This is a genomic window from Campylobacter sp. BCW_6468 (assembly GCF_001762865.1).
GTDB classification, from domain to species: domain Bacteria; phylum Campylobacterota; class Campylobacteria; order Campylobacterales; family Campylobacteraceae; genus Campylobacter_D; species Campylobacter_D jejuni.
Genome location: NZ_MJXQ01000030.1, coordinates 37,399 through 57,479 on the forward strand (window position 1 = coordinate 37,399; position 20,081 = coordinate 57,479).

Below are 20,081 nucleotides of genomic sequence, written 5' to 3' on the forward strand. Positions count from 1 at the left end.
TTTTCCCTTTTTTAAATCTAGATTTTCAATAATTGCTCAAAATTATAATCAATTTTATCTAAAACAAAAATATAAATTTTTATTTTTTAATCTTTTTAAATTAAATTTTTAAATTTATTAAAAAAAATATATTAATTAAATCTTAATTAAAAATTTTATGATATAATTTTATAAATTTAATTACATAAAGGAGTAAAAATATGGGAAAATTTGTTAATAATATAGATGATTTTTTCAAATTTTGCAAACAAAATGAAGTGCTTTTTGTTGATTTTCGTTTTACAGATATGATAGGAACTTGGCATCATATTACCTATAATCTTCATGCAATCAATGAAGAAACATTTCAAACTGGCATTCCATTTGATGGAAGCTCAATTCATGGATGGCAACCTATAGAAAAATCAGATATGATTTTAAAACCTGATGCTCAAAGTGCTTTTTTAGATCCTTTTACGGCTGATCCTACTATCATAGTATTTTGTGATGTGTATGATATTTACAAAGGACAAATGTATGAAAAATGTCCAAGAAGCATAGCAAAAAAAGCAATGGAACACCTTAAAAATAGTGGCATAGCTGATACTGCTTACTTTGGACCAGAAAATGAATTCTTTGTTTTTGATAGTGTAAAAATAGTTGATACTACTCATTGTTCTAAGTATGAAGTTGATACCGAAGAAGGAGAGTGGAATGATGATAGAGAATTTACCGATAGCTACAATACTGGACACAGGCCAAGAAACAAAGGTGGATATTTTCCAGTTCAGCCAATTGATTCTTTAGTAGATATTCGTTCTGAAATGGTTCAAACCCTTGAAAAAGTAGGTCTTAAAACTTTTGTTCATCATCATGAAGTTGCACAAGGACAAGCTGAAATAGGAGTAAATTTTGGCACGCTTGTAGAAGCAGCTGACAATGTTCAAATTTATAAATATGTTGTAAAAATGGTAGCTCATTTAAATGGCAAAACTGCCACTTTTATGCCAAAACCTTTATACGGAGATAATGGCAATGGTATGCATGTTCATATGAGCTTATGGAAAGATGGAGGAAATTTATTTTACGATAAAGATGGATACAGTGGACTTAGTCAAACTGCTATAAATTATATAGGTGGAATTTTAAAAAATGCTAGAAGTGTTGCAGCTTTTACAAATCCAAGTTCCAACTCTTACAAAAGAATAGTTCCTGGCTTTGAAGCTCCTTGTATTTTAACTTATTCTTGTCAAAACAGATCAGCAAGTTGTCGCGTTCCTTATGGCATAGGTAAAAATTCAGCTCGTATAGAAATTCGCTTCCCTGATAGCACTGCTAATCCTTATTTAGCTTTTGTTAGTCTTTTAATGGCAGGTCTTGATGGAATCAAAAATAAAACCATTCCTGTGGGTCCTATGGATGAAAATTTATTTGATCTTACTTTGGATGAAATACGTGAAAAAGGGATAGAGCAATTACCACATACTCTAAGAGGAAGTTTGGAAGCTTTAATCCGACATAATTCTTATTTAAAACCTGTAATGAGCGATATTTTTATCGATGACTATCAGCATTTAAAATTTGAAACACAAGTTTGGCCAGTAGAAGCTCGTCCAACTGCTTATGAATTTAAAACTTGCTACTCTTGCTAAAAAATTTAATGGCGTTTAACACGCCATTAAACAAAAAAGAATTAAAAATTATTTATTTTATATCAACTATCGCTTAAGCTGATTTACAATTCCTAGCATATCATCACTTGTTGTAATGGCCTTAGAACCCGCTTCATAAGCTCTTTGTCCTGTGATAAGATCTGTCATTTCTTCAACAAGCTGAACATTACTAAGTTCTATAAATCCATGTCTTATTGTTCCAAGCCCATCTTGTCCTGCTATACCCGCAACAGGTGCACCACTTGCTCCTGTTTCAAGATAAAGATTATCACCCATAGAATGAAGACCCGCTGGATTTATAAACCGAACTAGCTCCACTTGGCCAATTTGAGTTTCTTGTTGCTCCCCTGGTAGCATTACAGAAACGGTTCCATCTGTAGCAACATTAATTGCTGTTGCGCCTTCAGGTATTGTCATTTCAGGTAAAAGTCTATAACCATCTGAATTTACAATATTACCTTCATTATCTTTTGTAAATTGCCCATTTCTAGTATATCCTATAGTGCCATCAGGAAGTTGTATTTGAAAAAACCCATTACCTGCAATAGCCATATCAAGACCATCAGTACTTGTTGATTTTAAATTTCCTTCAGTAAAAACTTTAGTTACCGCTGTTGGACGCACACCCACACCCACTTCTATACCCGAAGGAGAAAGAGTAGTAGCTGAAGTTGAAGTTCCTGCATACTTCATAACTTGATACATAAGATCAGCAAATTCTGCGCGACTTTTCTTAAAACCTGCTGTATTAACATTGGCGATGTTATTTGAAGTAACATCAATTTGTGTTTGCTGCGCTACCATTCCCGTAGCAGCAGTATGAAGTGATCTCATCATTTTTAATCCTTTTTTTATTTTATTTTAAATTATTTAACAGCTGCAAGCTTATTGATAGCTTCTTGATTTAAGTCATCCATATGAGCTGTCATAACTTTTTGATACATTTCTACCATTCTGTTTGCTTCAATCAGTCCTACCATTTCAGTAACTGGATTAACATTTGATCCCTGAGAAAAACCTTGGCGAATAGCATTGGAGTTTTTCAAATCTCTAATACGGGTTAGATCATCTATTTTATAGACATTATCCCCATCTTTTTGCAAAGCTCTTATATCATCTACTTGTGCTACAAATAATCTTGCATTTTGAGCTCCATCAACTTCAATGCTTCCGTTTTTATCAACGCTAATTTGAACAGCACCATTAGGAATGCGTATGCCAGCATTCTGAGGATTATTAAAATAATCACTACTTAATACCTTGTATCCTTGCTTATTTACCAAATAACCCTCATCATCAAGTTGAAAATTTCCATCTTTGGCTAATCTTACTTCTCCATCTTTGGTTTGAACCAAATAAAAAGCATCTTCTCTAGTCATTGCCAAATCCAAAGGATTGTTTGTGGCCTTTAAAGAACCTAGGCTAAAATCCGTATATTCTTGAGAAACTTGTGGGATTCCATCTATTGTAGTATTTACAAAACGAGATGCATCTCTTGTGTGATTTTCTATAGGCAACTCATCCTGAGTTTCTTTAAAAATCCTTTTAAAATCTGCAATAACCACATCATCTCTTTTGTATCCACTTGTATTAATATTGGCAAGATTATTAGTAATCACATCAAGTTTATTAAACTGAGTTACCATTCCGCCAGTTGCTTGATAATATCCATTTTGCATATTTTCACCTATAAAATTAAGATTTTATAGCTATAAAAGCAAAGAGTGTTCCAACTTTTAAAAACAAAGAAAAATAAATATTTGAAAGATTATTAGGAGAGAATTTTAAACTATAAAAAGCAAGATTTGACCCAATCTTGCTTTAAAAATCAATTTTAATCCATTTGACGACGCAAGAAAGTTGGTGTTTCAATTTGCGCCATTATCTCTTCATCGTAACCACCGCTTACCTTTTTAAGACTTAAATAAGGATTTTTCTTAGAAGCTTGAGCTTCTTCGGTAGATTTTTTAGCTACTGTATCTTTATCTTCAAACCCTGTCGCAATAATAGTTACTTCAACTCTATCTTCCATGCTATCATCTGTGGTAGAACCAAAAATAATCTTAGCATTTTCATCAACAATTTCTTGTATACTATTTGCTGCTGCCGAAATTTCAAACAAAGAGCAATTAGAACTTGTTTTAAAATGCAAAATAACTCCCTTAGCACCTTTAATATCCATTCCATCAAGCAAAGGAGATTCTATAGCGTTTGAAAGAGCCTCTTCTATAGCATTTTCACCACTAGCACTACCAACACCCATAAGCGCGAGTCCGCGATGACTCATGATGGTTCTTACATCCGCAAAGTCAACATTAATATCTCCATTATCAAGCAAGATAGACACCATACCTTTTACAGCACGAGCTAAAATATCATCAACCAATCTAAAAGCATCTTTAATGCCTGCTTTTTTATCAATAATGCTCAATAATTTTTCATTTTGAATTACAAGAATAGAATCACTTTCTTTTTTAAGCTCAAGGAGACCGCTTTCAGCAAGTTTTTTTCTTTGTTTTCCTTCGAATGCAAAAGGCATAGTTACAACAGAAACAGTTAAAGCTCCAATCTCTTTAGCTGCTTGTGCAATAACTGGAGTGGCACCCGTTCCAGTACCTCCACCAAAACCTGAAGCAATAAATACAATATCACTTTGACTAAGACTTGCTTTTATTTCTTCAAAACTTTCTCTAGCACTTTCTGCACCTACTTCAGGAAGCATACCAGCGCCTAAACCTTTAGTTTTTTTCTCGCCAAGTTGAATTTTAGTTTTTGCTAATGAAATTGAAATAGCTTGTGCATCAGTATTTGCTGCAATTAAATCAAGATCATTTAATCCCATTTTAACCATATGGTTGATCATATTACCGCCACCGCCACCGCAGCCTATAACCTTAATTTTTGCACCTTTATTATGTTGCATTTCTTCTACTAAAAATTCACTCATAAAAATTTCTCCTTGTTAAAATTGATTCATAATTTTATGCCAGATATTTGAAAAAACGCTAGGTTTTTTTTCTTTTGGCTCTTTAAAATCTAATTGTTCTTGTATTGCAATTGTATCATTTTCTTGCAAATTTTCATCAAAAAAATCAAATTTTATTTCACTTTCTGCATCTTTTTGCAAAACAATATCTTGTTTAATTTGACGATTAAAATTTTCAATTTCCCCTTTATATCTTAATTTTTCATTAGAATCAAGTTCATAAGGCGTAAAATACCCCGCTCCATATAAACAAAGTCCTATAGCACAAGTATTTTCAGGATCATTAAAAATTTCACTAAAACCAGTAATCAAATCTTTTCTTGCAGTAGCTAGTCTAACTGAGCGATTATCAAATGTTGCAGGAGCTAGCTCATCAATACCTGCTAACTTAGTCATTCCACCTGTTAAAACAACTCCACCGCCTATAGCATTGGCATAACGATTATCACTTAAGATTTTTGCCAAAATCATCAAAGTTTCTTCTGCTCTTGCATAAATTACGTTTGAAATAATATCCAAAGAAACTTCATTAACCTTTCTTTCATCACCCATTGAAGGAATTTGTATAAGGGTATTAGGCTGTTGCGAAAGAGCTGCATAATTAAGCTTGATTTTTTCTGCTTCTTTTAAAGGTGTATGCAATGCCATTGATAAATCTTGGGTAATATTAATCGAGCCAATTTGCAAACAGTCATTATATCTAATTGAATTTCCAGTATGAACAACCATATCACAAATCGCTCCACCCATATCAATCAAAACAGCACCTAATTCCTTTTCACTATCATCTAAACAAGCTATAGCTGAAGCATATCCTGAAAGAACTATATTATCCACTCTTAAATCAGCTAATTCAACTGCTTTCTTAAGATTTTTAATATGAGATTCTTGTGAAATCACTATATGGGTTGAAACTTCCAAACGATTGCCACTCATTCCCAAAGGATCATCAACATGTTCAAGATCATTAACCTTAAAATTATAAGGCAAAACATGGATAATTTCATAACCACTTGGTAGATTGGCAGTATGCTTAGCTGTACTTACAGCACGATGAATTTCTTTAATGCCTATTTCATGATTTGGAATATTAACAACACCTATGCTATCAACGCTTTTAGTATAAGCACCTGATATAGACACCACAACCTTATCATAATGAACTCCACTCATCATCTCAGCACTTCTAACAGCTTCTTCAATAGATTTAGAAGCAAGCTCTATATTGGTAATGGCACCTTTTTTAACCCCGTTGGTTTTCGACTTGGAAAAACCAATAATTTTTAATCCATCTTCATCTTTTTGAGCAATAATGGCACAAGTCTGGGTTGAGCCTAAGTCAATTCCTAATATATTCAAAATCAATTCCCTTTATAATAAATTTTTATCGGATATATCTTTTTAAGTTCATCAACAAGTTCTTGCTTAAGCTCATTTGCTTTTAAATTTTGCAAATTTTGCTCAAGCATAGTTTTGTATTGTTCAAATTTATCGGAGTTCATATCTAATTTTTGTTTATTTATTTTATATAATATTGCTTTACTGTCATTAATGATCACATAAGAACTATTTTGATCAGTATTAAATACATTCATTAAAAAATAAGCAAATTCAGAATCATTTAATATCTTATCACTAAGCTTTACACTCTCGCGAGAACTATCTCGACTTACAAAGCCTATATCATCGCCTTTAAAATTTACCAAACTATTTTTAGCTTTTTCTTCTAAATTTTTTCCAGCTTGTTCGCTTAAATACATAGGTAAAACTTCTTCTCTAGCTTCTTCAAAAGTTTTATTTCTTATAGGATCTACTTTATTTAGTTTCACTATGATATATCCGTTATTATAAGGTGCTGGTCGTAAAACATCTCCATTTTTAGCTTTATTCAAAAGATCAATTGGATAATAAACATCAGATTCACTAATATTTTGATCTTTTTGAAAATTATCTTTCCCATTTTTTAAATCTAAAAATTTAGCATTAGCCGCATTCTTTAGTTGCATTAAGGCGTAATCTTTAGCAATTTCATTTTTAGCAGACTGAAAATCCATCACTTTACCTGCAAAATCTTTATATTTTAGTTTATTTTCATCTTGATTATAAAATTTTTCTAATTCTTTGTCGTCAATTTTCTCATTGCTAACTGGCAAAAAATAAGTTGAAATTTCATATATTTTTTTAGTTTTATAATCTTCTTTATGTTCATTCCAAAGCTTTTTTAAATCCTCTTCGTTAATCTTAATATTTTTTTTGTCATAATCAATTTTTGCAATACTTAAAGCATCTTGCATAAAATAACTAGAAGCTAACATTTTTAATTCCTCATCTTTGCTAGGAATATTAAAAATTTGATTAAGTTTATCGGTAATTACTTCATTTGCAAGTTGTGTTTCGTAATCTTTTGGAGTTAAATTATTGGCATTTAAAAGTTCATAATAAATTGTTTTGTTAAAATCTCCTGTAGGATCTTGAAATTCTCTAGTATTTGCAAGTTTTTGTAAAATTTCATTCTCGTTTGCGCCAATACCCAAATCTTTGGCAAAATTTAACAAAAGCTTATCTTCAACAAGAGAGCTTAAAGCTATATTTTTAATGCCTAGTTGCTCAGCATTTTCTGGAGTTAAAGCACCATTGCTAATTTGATTATAATAACTTAAAATTTGTCTATATCTAGTATCAAATTCACTAAAACCTATCTTTTCATTTCCTACAGTTGCAACACTCGAACTTCTATTGAGATTAAAATCATAAGCACCCCAACCTAAAAAGCCAGCGCCAACAAAAGCTATAGTACTAACCCATATAGTAACAACAAGATATTTTTTGTGATGTTGCATCCAAGTAAGCATATCATTCCTTGATTAAATTTAAACTAGATATTGTATCGTAGAAGTGTTTAAGTGGAGTTTAATTATAAAATTTTTACCAAAAAATATTTGTTCTTTAAATTTTATGATTTTTACAATGAAATTTAGTTATAATTATAGTTTATAAAAATTTATTAGGATTGATTTTGGAAATTCCTCATATCCCAGTTTTGCTTAATGAAGTTCAAGAGATTTTTAAAAATCTTAAAACAGGTTATTTTTTAGACTGCACTTTAGGATTTGGCGGACATAGTGAAGCTTTGCTTAAAAATCATCCTGATCTTAAATTCATTGCTTGTGATCAAGATCAACAAGCTTTAGAATTTTCTAAAAAACGCCTTAAAGATTTTCGCAATAGGATAACTTTTATGCAAAGTAATTTTAGTGAAGTTTTAGAAAAAATTTCACATAAAGAAGAATTAAGAGGTATTTTAGCAGACATTGGAGTTTCTTCATTTCAGCTTGATAATAACGAAAGAGGTTTTAGTGTAAATTCTGACTTTTTGGATATGAGAATGAATCAAAACTCCAAAATATCGGCTTATGAGATTATTAATACTTATACAAAAGAGCAATTAACTTCCATTTTTAAAGATTATGGAGAATTACATGATGCACATTTTATTGCTGAAAAAATTTGCCTAGAAAGAAGTAAAAATCCAATCAAAAGTGCCAAAGAGCTTTATCAAATCATAGGAAAAGGTAAACAAAATCATAGAAAAATTTCCAAAGCTACTTTAGCATTTCAAGCCATTAGAATAGAAGTAAATCAAGAACTTAAAGTGCTTAAAGATTTTCTTGAACATTTAGAAAATTTAAAACCAAAAAATTGCATTTTAGCTATCATTAGCTTTCATTCTTTAGAAGATAGAATAGTAAAACAATTTTTCAAAAAATGGTCAAAAAACTGCATTTGTAATGAAAAAATAATGCGTTGCGAATGTGGAAATAACCATAGCCTAGGACAAATAATAACTAAAAAAGCTATAAGTGCGAGCAAGGAAGAACTTTTAAAAAATTCTCGCTCTAGTTGTGCTAAAATGCGGGCTTTTTATTTTAATAATTTGGACAATAAATAATGCTAGAAGATGATTTTATAAAAGAACGCCAAAACATACGCCAAAAAATGCTGAAATTTTCTCGCGCCATAAATCAAGGCAAACCGCTTGATGATGATTTAAGAGATGAAATTTCTAGCGATGATATTTTAAGACGTCGTTTTAAAAAAAAGACTCCTAATAAATTCTTAGAAGAACTCGATGAAGAGTATGAGTCAAAACATACTAAAAAATCAAATATATATTTAAAAGAAGATCTAATCAATGTTAAATTAGAAGAAAAGCAATCTCTTGCTAAAAAAATTTTTTCCAAAATGAAAGAAAGAAGAAAAGAAGAAAATAAAAAAACTAAAAAAAATTTTTTATTTAGCAGAAAAAAAGCAAACGAAATAAAAAATATCCAAACCAAAGCACAAATTCAAACAAAAAGCAATCAAGCTACCACTCAAACAAAACAAGAAAAAAAGGAACTTACAAATTCTATAGAAAAAATTCAAAAAACAGAAACTAAAATACAAAAACCTCTAATTATAGAAAAAAAACTAGATGTTAAAAATCAACCTAATATCAAGAAAAGTTTAGAAAATTTACAAAAAAAAATAACACCACAAGAAAATAAACAAGAACTTCCAAAACCATCTAATCAAGCTCAAGAAAAACAACAAAATGATGAAGATGCTCAAAAGGCAAAAAATATTTTACTAGAAGGCTTCTCTAATGCTACCAAAGAAGATAGAAACCTAAACTTCAATCATCTTCTTTTTGCAGCTTTACTTGTTAGTTTTGCATTATTTTTATTTGCCCCACAAATTTATATTAGAAATCAAATTTATTATCTTAGTAGAGAGATTGCTACATTAAGAACAGAAGAAAGTGTTTTAAACGAGGAAAATAAAGACTTAAAAAGAAGACTTGAAAATATGCGATTCCAAAATCAAATTTTAGATTATTTAGAATGAATAATCTTATCTAAAACATACTGCTCTAAATTTGCTTTTGGAATTTCTTCTTTTAAAGCTTCTTTATAAAATTCACCCGCCATTGTAGAGTACTTTTCATAAGCAAAATAAGGAAAGTGTAAAGCCCAGGCTTTTTGTATTATTTTTTTTGAGATTATTTTGCGAGTATAAACTTTAAAAATATCATATCCTATAAATACACAAGCAGTAACCATAACAGCGCTCACTATGCTTATATGAAAGTCAAGCTTTGTTAAAAAATAATGAGTAATCAAAAGCAATGGCAATAAAATCACAGCGCAAAAAACACCAAAATAAATATAAGAATTTAGAATTTTGAAATTAAAATTTAGCTTAGAAGGATCTACAAGCATTCCATCGTTAAAAAGTGCATTTGCCTCTAATAAATCTCTTATAAGAACAGGTTGCTCTGATACTTTAAATAAAAAACGAAGGCTAAATTCTTTAAATTTTTTCATAATCCACGCTTTATTTTTTAATTAAAATTTTATCCAAAGAAAATTAATTCCAACTAAAAAATCATTTTCATAAATAAGCACAAGTCTTTAAAGTTTTTTAGATATAATTTAAAATGTCAAATTTTTAAAAATACTTTAGAAAGAAAGCCATGAATTACTATCAAGAACTTAAAAAATACCTCAACAATAATCTTTTTACAAGCTATTCTTTAGAAATTGACTTTCCTAAGATTTATAATTTCAACGCAAATCAAAAAGCCTTTAGAGATATTTTAACTAAAATTACAAAAATTTACGACAAAAATAAATTTATAAAACAAAACGAACATCAATTTGAAGATGAATTTATATCAAAAGTATTAGAAATTTTAGGGTGGTGCTTTGTAAGACAAGATGAAAAAATCATACAAGGAAAATTGGAAAAACCTGATTTTCTACTTTTTAGCAATGACAAATTAAAATCAAAATACGAAAATTTAGACAAAGAAACAAAAAAATCAAGCAATGATTTCACAATCATTTTAGAGTCAAAAGCTTATAATATAGAAATAGACAATAAAAAAGTAAAAGACAACCCTCACTTTCAAATTCTAAGATATCTAGGCAATCTTAAGAAAAATTATGGTTTTTTAACCAATGGTAGATTTTGGCGTTTTTATGATAATTCTATACTGAATTCAAACAAAGTTTTTTACGAAATCAATCTAGAAAAAATCATTGAAGATCAAAATATTGAAGCTTTTGCGTATTTTTATAGTGTATTTAGCGCTTTTAATTTCACAGAAAAAGAAGATCATTTAGAAATAACTCTACAAAACAATAAACTTTCAAAAATCAAAATAGAAGATGATTTAAAATCTATCATTTACGGAACCAATGGAAATGAATCTTTATTTGAATTCATAGGCTCTAGAATTTACAATAAAACAAAGGCGGATTTAAAACTAATCTATGAAAATTCTTTATATTTTATCTTTAGGCTTTTATTTATTGCTTATTTTGAAGATAAATTTGAAATTATACTAGAAAAACATAAGTATTTTAAAAGTAAAATCAGTCTTAGAACCTTACTTGAAAATTTACAAGAAGATGAAAGCTCAAGTGGTGGCTTTGGAGAACTTGAAAATATTTTCAACATTTACAACAAAGGCAAAGGCAATTTTGACATGCCTGTTTTTAATGGCGGTTTGTTTGATGAGAGCAAAACCGCTCTTTTAAGCACGCCAAAAATCTTTAATGATAAAGATTTAAAATTCATTTTAAACCAATTATTAAATTTTAAAGATAAAAATCTAAGCTTTAAAAGAGATTACAAAACTTTAAGTGTAGAACATTTAGGCACGATTTATGAAGGCTTGCTTTCTTATTTTTTTGAAATAGCAAATGAAGATATTTACTATGTAAGCTATAAAGAAAAATCAAAAGAAATAGAATGTTATTTTGATAATTATGATTTTAAAATTTTAGAAAAATCAAAAAAAGTAGAAAAATACACCTTTTACAAAAAAGGACAAATTTATCTTAAAAATTCTAGTAATTCAAGAAAATCAACAGCAAGCTTTTATACACCTCAATCCATAGCTAATTTTTTAATCCAAAGTGCTTTAAAAGACAAACTAAACAATGAAAACATTTTGAAATTTAAAATACTAGACAATGCTTGCGGTAGCGGGCATTTTTTAGTTGGAATTTTAAATGCTATTACACACATTGTTTTATCAGATTTTGATCATTTTACAAATTTAAAAGAACTTTATGAAGAAGAAAAAGAAAATATTTTAAACTATATAAAAGATTTTGTGCAAGATTATGAGTTAGATGAAAGTGATGTTTTAAAACGACTTTTACTAAAACGCATTATTTATGGGGTGGATTTAAACCCTTTTAGCATAGAGCTTACTAAACTTAGCCTTTGGATAGATAGTTTTATCTTTGGAACCCCACTTTCTTTTATAGAACATCACATAAAATGCGGCAATGCTTTGGTAGGCTCAAGTATAATTGATTTTGAAAATTTAATAAAGCAAAATAAAGAAAATATTTTCACAAATTCCATTACTCAAGAATTTGAAATTTTACAAGAAGTATTTGAAAAGCTTGATAATCTACAAGATACCAACGAAGAACAAATCAAACAATCTAAACAAATCTATCAAAATGAAATCACACCAAAACTTGATAAGTTAAATTTATATCTAGACTATATCAACTCACTTCATTTTGCTAACAAAGAAGAATTACAAATTCTAAAAGCCCTAAGTCAAGATGATATACAAAATTTAAGCCAAAATGAACAAGCAAAAGCTATCATTAGCAAATATCAAAAAGAATTTAATTTCTTTAACTATGAGTTAGAATTTCCTGAAATCACAGAAAATCAAGTCTTTAAAGGCTTTGATATCATCATAGGTAATCCACCTTGGGATAAAACTAAATTTAGTGATAGTGATTTCTTTCCGCAATATAAAAGCGATTATAGAAGCTTAATCGCTAGCAAGAAAAAAGAAATTCAAGACAATTTGCTAGCGAAAGATTATATAAAGCAAAATTATGAAAAACAAAAAGCATATATAAATAATTTAAGCGAGTATTATAAAAAAGTTTATCCTTTAAACAAAGGCAGTGGAGATGGAAATTTATTTCGTCTTTTTGTAGAAAAAAATCTTTCTCTTTTAAAACAAGATGGAAATTTAGCTTATGTACTTCCTAGTGCTTTGATGTTTGAAGATGGAAGCTTAACTTTAAGAAAAGAAATTTTAGAAAATAAAACTTTAGAATATTTTTATAGTTTTGAAAATAGACAAGCTATATTTGCTGATGTGGATTCAAGGTATAAATTTGCTCTTATGCTTATAAAAAATACACAAGCAAATCACACTCACAAAATCAAAACGATGTTTTATAAAACAGATATGAACTCATTAAAAAACAAAGATGAAATTTTAACTCTAAGTTTAAAAGATATCAAAAAGCTAAGCCCAACTCACCTAGCTTTAATGGAGTTAAAAGACAAGCAGGCTTTAAAAATTCTAAGAAAATGCTACAATGCTTTTCAAAACTTGTCTTTTGATTATATAGATTTTGTAAATGAACTTCATATGACAAACGATAAAGATTTGTTTATAGAAGAGTTTAGGGAAGGACTTTTACCCTTATATGAAGGTAAAATGATATATCAATTTAATGCAAATTTTAGCCAAGCTACTTATTTTTTAGAAAAGGCTAAATTTGATGAGCGTTTAAAAAGTAAAGAACTTTATAGAGCTAAAAAAGCTACTGGGAAAGAATTAAATCCTAAATTGATAAAATACGATAGAGAATTTTTTAGACTTGGATATAGAGCTGTTGCAAGTGACACTAACGAAAGAACTTTGATAGCTTCTTTATTGCCAAAAAATTGTGGTTTTGGACATAGTATGTTTGCAAATGCACCAAAACAATATATTGTAAAAGATGATGAAATTTGCATGGATATAGTGCCTTATGAAAAGATTTTATTTGTTTTAGCTTTGTTTAATTCTTTAGTGGTTGATTTTATCATAAGAAATATGGTACAAATCAATGTAAGCAAATCTTATTTAGAAAGAATTCCCCTGCCTCAACCAAGTGATGAAGAAATTCAAAACAATGAAATTTATAAAACCCTCGCTAAAAATGCTTTGCTTTTACAGCTTTACAATGATCAAAATCGTCATTTTGATGAGCTAAAACAAGAATTTAGTATAAAAAATGAAGAAATTCCAAAAACTAAAAAAGCTTATGATATCTTAAGAGCAAAAAATGATTTATTGGTTAAAGAACTTTATGGTTTAAGTGATGATGAATTTTCTTACATGATAAGCACTTTTAAGGTTTTAAACGAAAAGCAAAGTGAATATATAACCTTGATAAAAACTATATAAATGAAAGATTTATATAGTTTTTAAAATTTAATTTTACCAATAAGTTCTTCTGTGATTCTAGCGATTTCTAATTCTTCATCTGTAGGAATAACAAGCACTTTAACTTTAGAATTTACATGATTTATCATTCTTTCGCCTGAAATCCTTTGTTTGTTAAGTTCAAAATCTAACTCGATACCAAGACGAGCTAATCTCTCGCATACTTTTTGTCGAACCAAACTATCATTTTCTCCTATACCACCAGTAAAAATAATAGCATCGGTTTTTGGTAATATAGCGAAATAAGCTCCTATGTATTTTACAAGACGATAACAAAACATATCAAGAGCCAAGCGTGCTTTATCATTACCTTGTTCTATCTCTCTTTCTATATCTCTAAAATCATTATAACCACAAATTCCATATACTCCGCTTTTTTTATTCATTAGAGTATCTATTTCTTCTATAGTTAAACCCTTAAGATGACTAATAAAAGGTAAAATAGCAGGATCTATATCTCCACAACGCGTTCCCATAATAAGTCCTTCAAGCGGAGTAAAGCCCATAGAAGTATCCATACTCTTACCTTTTTCTATAGCACATACACTTGCACCATTTCCAAGATGAGCAGAGATGACATTTAATTCATTTTGATCTTTTTGAAGAAATTTTGCCGCTCTAGAACTAACATAAGCATGAGAAGTCCCATGAAAACCATATCTTCTAATATTATGCTTATCATAAAAATCATAAGGCAAAGCATACATATAAGCAAAATCAGGTATAGTGCGATGAAAAGCTGTATCAAAAATAGCTGCATTAGCAACACTAGGTGCAGCTTTGATCATTGTTTTTATACCTGCTAAATGCGCAGGATTATGCAAAGGAGCAAAAATACTAACCCTATCTATCTCTTTAAGAACATAATCATCCACTAAACAATGCTCGCTTAAATTTCTTCCCCCATGAACTATACGATGACCGCAGCCATCAAGCGCATTTAAATCTGCTAAAATTCCTGATTCTTTAAAAAGCTCATTAACTATACTAAGGCCTTCTTCGTGATTATTTATTGTTAATTCTCTTTCAAAACTTTCATTATTTAAAGTATTTTTTAATACAACCTTTGAATTTTGCTCTCCAATTTTCTCTACTAAGCCACTCGCTTTAACGACTTTATTATCAAAAAATTTAAATTTAATCGATGAAGAACCTGAATTTAAAACTAAAATTTTCATTTATCATTCCTTTCTATTGAGCTTGTATTGCACTTAAAATTACGGTATCTACAATATCATCTACCAAACATCCACGACTTAAATCATTAACAGGTTTTTTAAGACCTTGCAAAATAGGACCGATTGCTAAAGCATTAGCAGTTCTTTGAACTGCTTTGTAACAAATATTTGCTGCGTTAAGATCAGGAAAAATATACACATTTGCATGACCTGCTATCTTAGAATTTGGCATTTTCTTTGCTGCAGTTTTTGGATCATAAGCGCAGTCAAACTGCATAGGACCATCTATATTCAACTCAGGATATTTTTCTTTAGCAATCTTTAATGCTTCTTTTACAAGATCTACGCTTTCTCCTTTACCGCTATCACCACTAGAATAAGAAAGCAAAGCTATTCTTGGTTCAAGTCCAAAAGATTTAGCAGTCATAGCACTTACATAAGCACTAGTTGCAAGCTGTTCGGCAGTTGGACTTGGATTTACAGCACAATCAGCAAAAGCTAAAACTTGATCTTCAAGCCCCATAAAGAAAATTCCTGAAACGGAACTAATACCTTCTTTGGTTTTAATAAGCTGTAATGCTGGGCGAATCGTTTCAGCTGTAGTAGTTGATGCTCCACTAACCATAGCATCAGCTTTTCCAGTATGTATAAGCAAAGTTCCAAAATAAGTTTTATCCTGAACTAGCATCTTAGCCTCTTCTAAACTCATGCCTTTAGATTTTCTTGCTTCATAAAGAATAGAAGTAAATTCTTGATTATATTCTGAATTAAGTGGATTCATAATTTGTATAGTACTTAAATCAAGACTTAATCTAGCGGCATCTTGTTTGATTTTTTCCTCATCACCTAATAAAATAAGATCAACAACTTTACTTTTTAATAAAATTTCAGCAGCTTTTAAAATTCTCTCATCATTACTTTCTGGCAAAACAACAGTTTTTTTATTTTTTACGCTTTGTTTAATCAATTCATATTTAAAACGATGCGGAGTTATAAAATCATACTCTTTAAGCTTTTGCACTTCTTCAAAATTAAATTTTTCATTAATCAAAACATAATTACGACCATCTAGGGCATGATCGAAATATTTTTGAGCTATAAGTTTATCTTCATCGTTAATAATAGCAGCGATAGGGGTATTAAGATTTTTAGCCAATTTTATACTAAGATCAAATCCATCAAGTATTCCAAATTCGCAAAAGCTATTTACAAGCACAAAATCGTATTTGCGTTTTAACTCTTCGTATTCTTCTAAAATAACATTAAAAAAATTATGAGGATCTTTGCTAAATTCCTCCATTGCCTCTCTAAAGGTAAAACCATAAGCGCTTTTTACAGTTTGATTGATATTAAATTCTTCCAACCAACCTTGCAAAACAGGGACGCGATGTATGTATATTACAGGGCAATAAATTGCGATATTTTTGTAAATTTTGCTATAATTTTTAAGCAAATTTGTACTAATAATAGTATTTAACTCATCACTTCTAGATCTCATCAAATAAAGATTTGCCATCATTTTCTCCTTGAATTTATAAATGTGGAACACTCTTTGCTTTTTCTAATTTTAACAAAGAAAAATAAAAATTCATATTTTAAAGGACGAAAATGAAAAAAGTTTTATTTTATGTGTTACCGTTTGCATTTTTTGGTTGTTCTGCAACGGTTGATCCGCAAATTTCAATGAAACCACCTGCTTATGTAGAAGAACTTGCACCAAAACAAAGTAATAATGTAGAAAGTGCACCAGGATCGCTTTTTGGCAAAGGGGATAATCCTTTATTTTCAGATAAAAAAGCTATGAATGTAAATGATTTAGTTACAGTTGTTATACAAGAAAGCACCACTCAAAGCACACAAGCTAATAAAGCAACAAGTAGAACTAATACCTCAAATTTAGGCGGAGGTGCTTTAACAGGAAGTTCAGGAGTGGTAGCTAATGCTCTTAATAAAGTCAATGCTTATTCTAATATAGGCTTTCAAACCAATAGTTCAAACAACTACACAGGAACAGGCTCACAAAGCAGAAATGAAAGTTTCAATACTACAATTTCAACGCGTGTAATTAAAATTTTATCAAATGGTAATTATTTTATCGAAGGTTCAAGAGAGCTTTTAATCAACGGGGAGAAGCAAATCATACAATTAAGCGGTGTTATTCGTCCTTATGACATCGGTCAAGACAATACTATAGATAGTAAATATATAGCAGATGCTAAAATTCTATATAAAACAGAAGGAGAAGTGGATAGAAGCACAAGAAAACCTTGGGGTAGTAAAGTTATAGAAGCGATATGGCCATTCTAAAAGCAAGGTTAAACCTTGCTTTTAGGCTTTTATTCTTTTACAGCCCTACTTTTAACCTCATCTTCAACTTCAGCTAAAAATCTATCTACAAGTTCACTTTCTTTTAATTTAGCTACAACTTCACCATGTCTTATGACAAGTCCTTGATTTTTCCCAAAGGCTATAGCCACATCAGCGCCCTTAGCTTCACCTAAAGCATTTACCACACAACCCATGACACTGATGTTTAAAGGTTCTTTTATATGCTTGGTTTTTTCCTCTACGATTTTAATCGCACTTAACAAATCACTTTGAATCCTACCGCAAGTTGGACATGAAATAATATTTACTCCGCTTTTTTGTACTCCGCTATCTTGCAAAATTGCTCTCGCTACACGAATTTCTTCTTCAAGCTCACCCGTCATAGAAACACGCATAGTATCGCCTATACCTTTAAGAAGTAAATTTCCTAAAGCTATAGAACTTTTTACAGTGCTATGAAATTTAGTTCCTGCTTCAGTTACCCCTAAGTGAAAAGGATAATCACAAAGCGGTCTTAATCTCTCATAAGCTTCTATAGTTTTTTGAGCATCTGAAGTCTTCATGGAAATTTTAATATCAAAAAAGTCTAAATCCTCTAAAAGCTTGATATTATACATCGCACTTTCTAGCATGGCATCGACACCATAACCAAATTTATCACTAAATTGTTTTTCTATGGAGCCGTGATTTACACCGATGCGTATAGGGATACCCCGTTCTTTACATGCTTTTACCACTTCTTTAATATTTTCTTTAGAGCCTATATTGCCAGGATTTATACGCACGCCATCGATAAATTCAGCACAATATACAGCCAAATTATGATTAAAATGAATATCTACGATTAAAGGTAGAGGACTTTTAGCTTTAATCTCTTTTAAAGCCCTTGCATCAGCCATATCCAAGCACGCCAAACGCACTATGTTTGCTCCTGCAAAATAAAGACGATTGATTTGTTCTAAAGAACCTTCTATATCTCTTGTTTTAGTAAAAAGCATAGATTGAACTGAAATGGGTGCATCACCGCCTATTAAAACATTTCCTACTTTGATTTGTCTGGTTTTAAATCTTTTATACTCCATAACTTCACTCTTTGAAAAATTTTAATATCAAATTTTAACTTTTTATTGCTTTAATTAAAGTTTATTTTTGATAATATATTTAAATTTCATGACATTTAAATATTTATGAATTATATATAAATTAAATACAATTAAAAGAGGTTATATGCAAAATCTTTTACTCTATATAAAAAATAACCTAACTCCAACCCTAGCTCAAATTCTTTTACAAGCTTTAAAAAATTCGAATAATGAAAAATTTTTTACCTTTGTTTTGAAAAATATTGAAACAATTTGCACTTGGCTCAATTCTAACGAATTTAGGGATAGATATTTATCAACAAAACATCCTTATCCACCTTTAATCAATCCTAATTTTATAGAAATAGATTCTAGTCGACATTGCGCAGAATTAGCTTGGGATTTAAATTTACCCCTACCTAAACACTATAAATTTATCTATATTTCTCCACATGGCGTTGGAGCAGCAGCATTTTTAAGATACCTTAATCAATGTTGCGATGTAACTTGTTTTGCCTCCTGGGTTTTACCACCTGATAGCAAAGAGAGATATTGTATTAATTACATGTGTCTAAATGATAATACAATTGCTCAATATGCTATTAATATATCAGAAATTAATCTACCTTATTTTGATAAATATCTATCTTTATTAGATTTTAATTCTAAGATTATTTGCGGAGTTCGAGATCCAATAGGACTTTTAAAGCATAGCTGGGGAAGAGATTGGAGTAAAGTTTTAAGAAACTATCCCCCTGAATTTAATCTAACTTATGATTGGCGTTATTACATCAACTATCTTACTCATCAAAATCATAAAATTAAAATCGATATAAATGAACTACAACAAGGAGTTTTTATCATCTCTTATTTATTAAAATATTTTAACAAAGACAATGTATACTATCTTGATATGGAAGAAATCCGCCAATCAAAGGCCTTCGATACCATGAATTTACTTGCTATAAATTTTAATTTTACCCCCCCCCCATAAAGATAAATTAGATTTATTTAAAATTAAAGAATTTAGAGGTTATATTCGCTATCTTTTTCCTATTACACTTTATGCAAATTCTAAAGATATTAATAACACCTTTTATCTTAATACTCCTAAAAATAATAAAAATTTCAATATTGATAGAACTTCTAGCATTCCCATAATTTTAGACAGAAAACATATCAATCATGAAAAAATAGACATAATACAAGAAATTATAAAAAACGACCTATGTAATGATATGGGTGTATATATTGATAAAAATGATTTTAAGCAATTAGAACAAAACAATCTTTTATTTTCAACAATTAAACATTATTTGTATGATTTTTTATATCAAATTAAAATAACCATAGATGAAACAGAATCAAAAATGATGAAAGAAAAAGATGTAATAGATTATTTTATAAAAAATAAATCACTTATTTACACTTTTTTTAATATTTTTGAAAATGAACTAAATCATTTAAAACAAACACATCCTCATATTATTGATTCTTGGAAATATTATAAAGAATTTGAAAAAATATACAAAGATAAATAATCATATC

General features: G+C 29.6%; 14 protein-coding genes and 1 pseudogene. 6 read left to right on the top strand and 9 right to left on the bottom strand.

Annotation, left to right across the window (positions count from 1 at the left end; translation table 11 throughout):
• The first annotated feature begins 200 nt into the window (after positions 1-200).
• Positions 201-1,631: a type I glutamate--ammonia ligase gene (gene glnA / locus AJ889_RS02995; protein WP_002869825.1), complete on the top strand. Its 1,431-nt coding sequence runs from the start codon at positions 201-203 to the stop codon at positions 1,629-1,631.
• Between the two features lie 66 nt (positions 1,632-1,697).
• Here glnA and flgG read toward each other — a convergent pair whose 3' ends face one another.
• From flgG to AJ889_RS03020, 5 genes are all read right to left on the bottom strand, one after another.
• Positions 1,698-2,489, bottom strand: coding sequence for a flagellar basal-body rod protein FlgG (gene flgG, locus AJ889_RS03000; RefSeq protein ID WP_002935116.1), 792 nt, complete (start codon positions 2,487-2,489; stop codon positions 1,698-1,700).
• 29 nt (positions 2,490-2,518) lie between these two features.
• A complete protein-coding gene (locus AJ889_RS03005) occupies positions 2,519-3,331 on the bottom strand; it encodes a flagellar hook-basal body protein (RefSeq protein ID WP_002869823.1) in 813 nt (270 codons plus the stop codon).
• Positions 3,332-3,486: 155 nt separating this feature from the next.
• Positions 3,487-4,599: a cell division protein FtsZ gene (ftsZ, locus tag AJ889_RS03010; protein ID WP_002852071.1), complete on the bottom strand. Its 1,113-nt coding sequence runs from the start codon at positions 4,597-4,599 to the stop codon at positions 3,487-3,489.
• Between the two features lie 15 nt (positions 4,600-4,614).
• Positions 4,615-6,003, bottom strand: coding sequence for a cell division protein FtsA (ftsA, locus tag AJ889_RS03015; RefSeq protein WP_074484732.1), 1,389 nt, complete (start codon positions 6,001-6,003; stop codon positions 4,615-4,617).
• A complete protein-coding gene (locus AJ889_RS03020) occupies positions 6,000-7,490 on the bottom strand; it encodes a peptidylprolyl isomerase (protein ID WP_002935115.1) in 1,491 nt (496 codons plus the stop codon). Before AJ889_RS03020 ends, ftsA begins: the two co-directional genes overlap by 4 nt.
• 158 nt (positions 7,491-7,648) lie before the next feature.
• Here AJ889_RS03020 and rsmH point away from each other — a divergent pair, with 158 nt between their 5' ends.
• A complete protein-coding gene (rsmH, locus tag AJ889_RS03025) occupies positions 7,649-8,587 on the top strand; it encodes a 16S rRNA (cytosine(1402)-N(4))-methyltransferase RsmH (protein WP_002859605.1) in 939 nt (312 codons plus the stop codon).
• Positions 8,587-9,525, top strand: a complete 939-nt coding sequence (locus AJ889_RS03030) for a hypothetical protein (RefSeq protein ID WP_002876114.1) — start codon at positions 8,587-8,589, stop codon at positions 9,523-9,525. The genes rsmH and AJ889_RS03030 overlap by 1 nt, the downstream gene beginning before the upstream one ends.
• Here the strand turns inward: AJ889_RS03030 and AJ889_RS03035 are convergent.
• Positions 9,513-10,004, bottom strand: a complete 492-nt coding sequence (locus AJ889_RS03035) for a hypothetical protein (protein ID WP_002852223.1) — start codon at positions 10,002-10,004, stop codon at positions 9,513-9,515. The two genes, AJ889_RS03030 and AJ889_RS03035, sit on opposite strands and share 13 nt — an antisense overlap.
• 149 nt (positions 10,005-10,153) lie before the next feature.
• Between AJ889_RS03035 and AJ889_RS03040 the strand changes: the two genes are divergently transcribed.
• Entirely contained in the window at positions 10,154-13,906 is a 3,753-nt protein-coding gene (locus tag AJ889_RS03040; protein WP_032584669.1) for an Eco57I restriction-modification methylase domain-containing protein, read from the top strand.
• Between the two features lie 20 nt (positions 13,907-13,926).
• Here the strand turns inward: AJ889_RS03040 and AJ889_RS03045 are convergent, their stop codons facing one another.
• Both AJ889_RS03045 and pta read right to left on the bottom strand, forming a co-directional pair.
• Positions 13,927-15,123: an acetate kinase gene (locus AJ889_RS03045; protein WP_002886335.1), complete on the bottom strand. Its 1,197-nt coding sequence runs from the start codon at positions 15,121-15,123 to the stop codon at positions 13,927-13,929.
• A gap of 13 nt (positions 15,124-15,136) precedes the next feature.
• Entirely contained in the window at positions 15,137-16,642 is a 1,506-nt protein-coding gene (gene pta, locus AJ889_RS03050) for a phosphate acetyltransferase (RefSeq protein WP_010790824.1), read from the bottom strand.
• 89 nt (positions 16,643-16,731) lie between these two features.
• Between pta and flgH the strand changes: the two genes are divergently transcribed.
• Positions 16,732-17,430 carry a flagellar basal body L-ring protein FlgH gene (gene flgH / locus AJ889_RS03055; protein WP_002864738.1) on the top strand — a complete coding sequence of 233 codons (699 nt, stop codon included), beginning with the start codon at positions 16,732-16,734 and terminating at the stop codon, positions 17,428-17,430.
• Positions 17,431-17,459: 29 nt separating this feature from the next.
• On the opposite strand, the gene ispG is transcribed toward flgH, so the two are convergent.
• A complete protein-coding gene (ispG, locus tag AJ889_RS03060) occupies positions 17,460-18,533 on the bottom strand; it encodes a flavodoxin-dependent (E)-4-hydroxy-3-methylbut-2-enyl-diphosphate synthase (RefSeq protein ID WP_002854766.1) in 1,074 nt (357 codons plus the stop codon).
• A gap of 145 nt (positions 18,534-18,678) precedes the next feature.
• Here ispG and AJ889_RS03065 point away from each other — a divergent pair.
• Positions 18,679-20,074, top strand: a pseudogene (locus tag AJ889_RS03065) (DUF2972 domain-containing protein).
• Positions 20,075-20,081 lie beyond the last annotated feature (7 nt).

Bases quoted from the DNA above. Each gene is read 5' to 3' on its own strand.
- glnA (WP_002869825.1), top strand. From the start codon at position 201: ATGGGAAAATTTGTTAATAATATAGATGATTTTTTCAAATTTTGCAAA.
- flgG (WP_002935116.1), bottom strand. From the start codon at position 2,489: ATGATGAGATCACTTCATACTGCTGCTACGGGAATGGTAGCGCAGCAA.
- AJ889_RS03005 (WP_002869823.1), bottom strand. From the start codon at position 3,331: ATGCAAAATGGATATTATCAAGCAACTGGCGGAATGGTAACTCAGTTT.
- ftsZ (WP_002852071.1), bottom strand. From the start codon at position 4,599: ATGAGTGAATTTTTAGTAGAAGAAATGCAACATAATAAAGGTGCAAAA.
- AJ889_RS03020 (WP_002935115.1), bottom strand. From the start codon at position 7,490: ATGCTTACTTGGATGCAACATCACAAAAAATATCTTGTTGTTACTATA.
- AJ889_RS03030 (WP_002876114.1), top strand. From the start codon at position 8,587: ATGCTAGAAGATGATTTTATAAAAGAACGCCAAAACATACGCCAAAAA.
- AJ889_RS03035 (WP_002852223.1), bottom strand. From the start codon at position 10,004: ATGAAAAAATTTAAAGAATTTAGCCTTCGTTTTTTATTTAAAGTATCA.
- AJ889_RS03040 (WP_032584669.1), top strand. From the start codon at position 10,154: ATGAATTACTATCAAGAACTTAAAAAATACCTCAACAATAATCTTTTT.
- AJ889_RS03045 (WP_002886335.1), bottom strand. From the start codon at position 15,123: ATGAAAATTTTAGTTTTAAATTCAGGTTCTTCATCGATTAAATTTAAA.
- pta (WP_010790824.1), bottom strand. From the start codon at position 16,642: ATGATGGCAAATCTTTATTTGATGAGATCTAGAAGTGATGAGTTAAAT.
- flgH (WP_002864738.1), top strand. From the start codon at position 16,732: ATGAAAAAAGTTTTATTTTATGTGTTACCGTTTGCATTTTTTGGTTGT.
- ispG (WP_002854766.1), bottom strand. From the start codon at position 18,533: ATGGAGTATAAAAGATTTAAAACCAGACAAATCAAAGTAGGAAATGTT.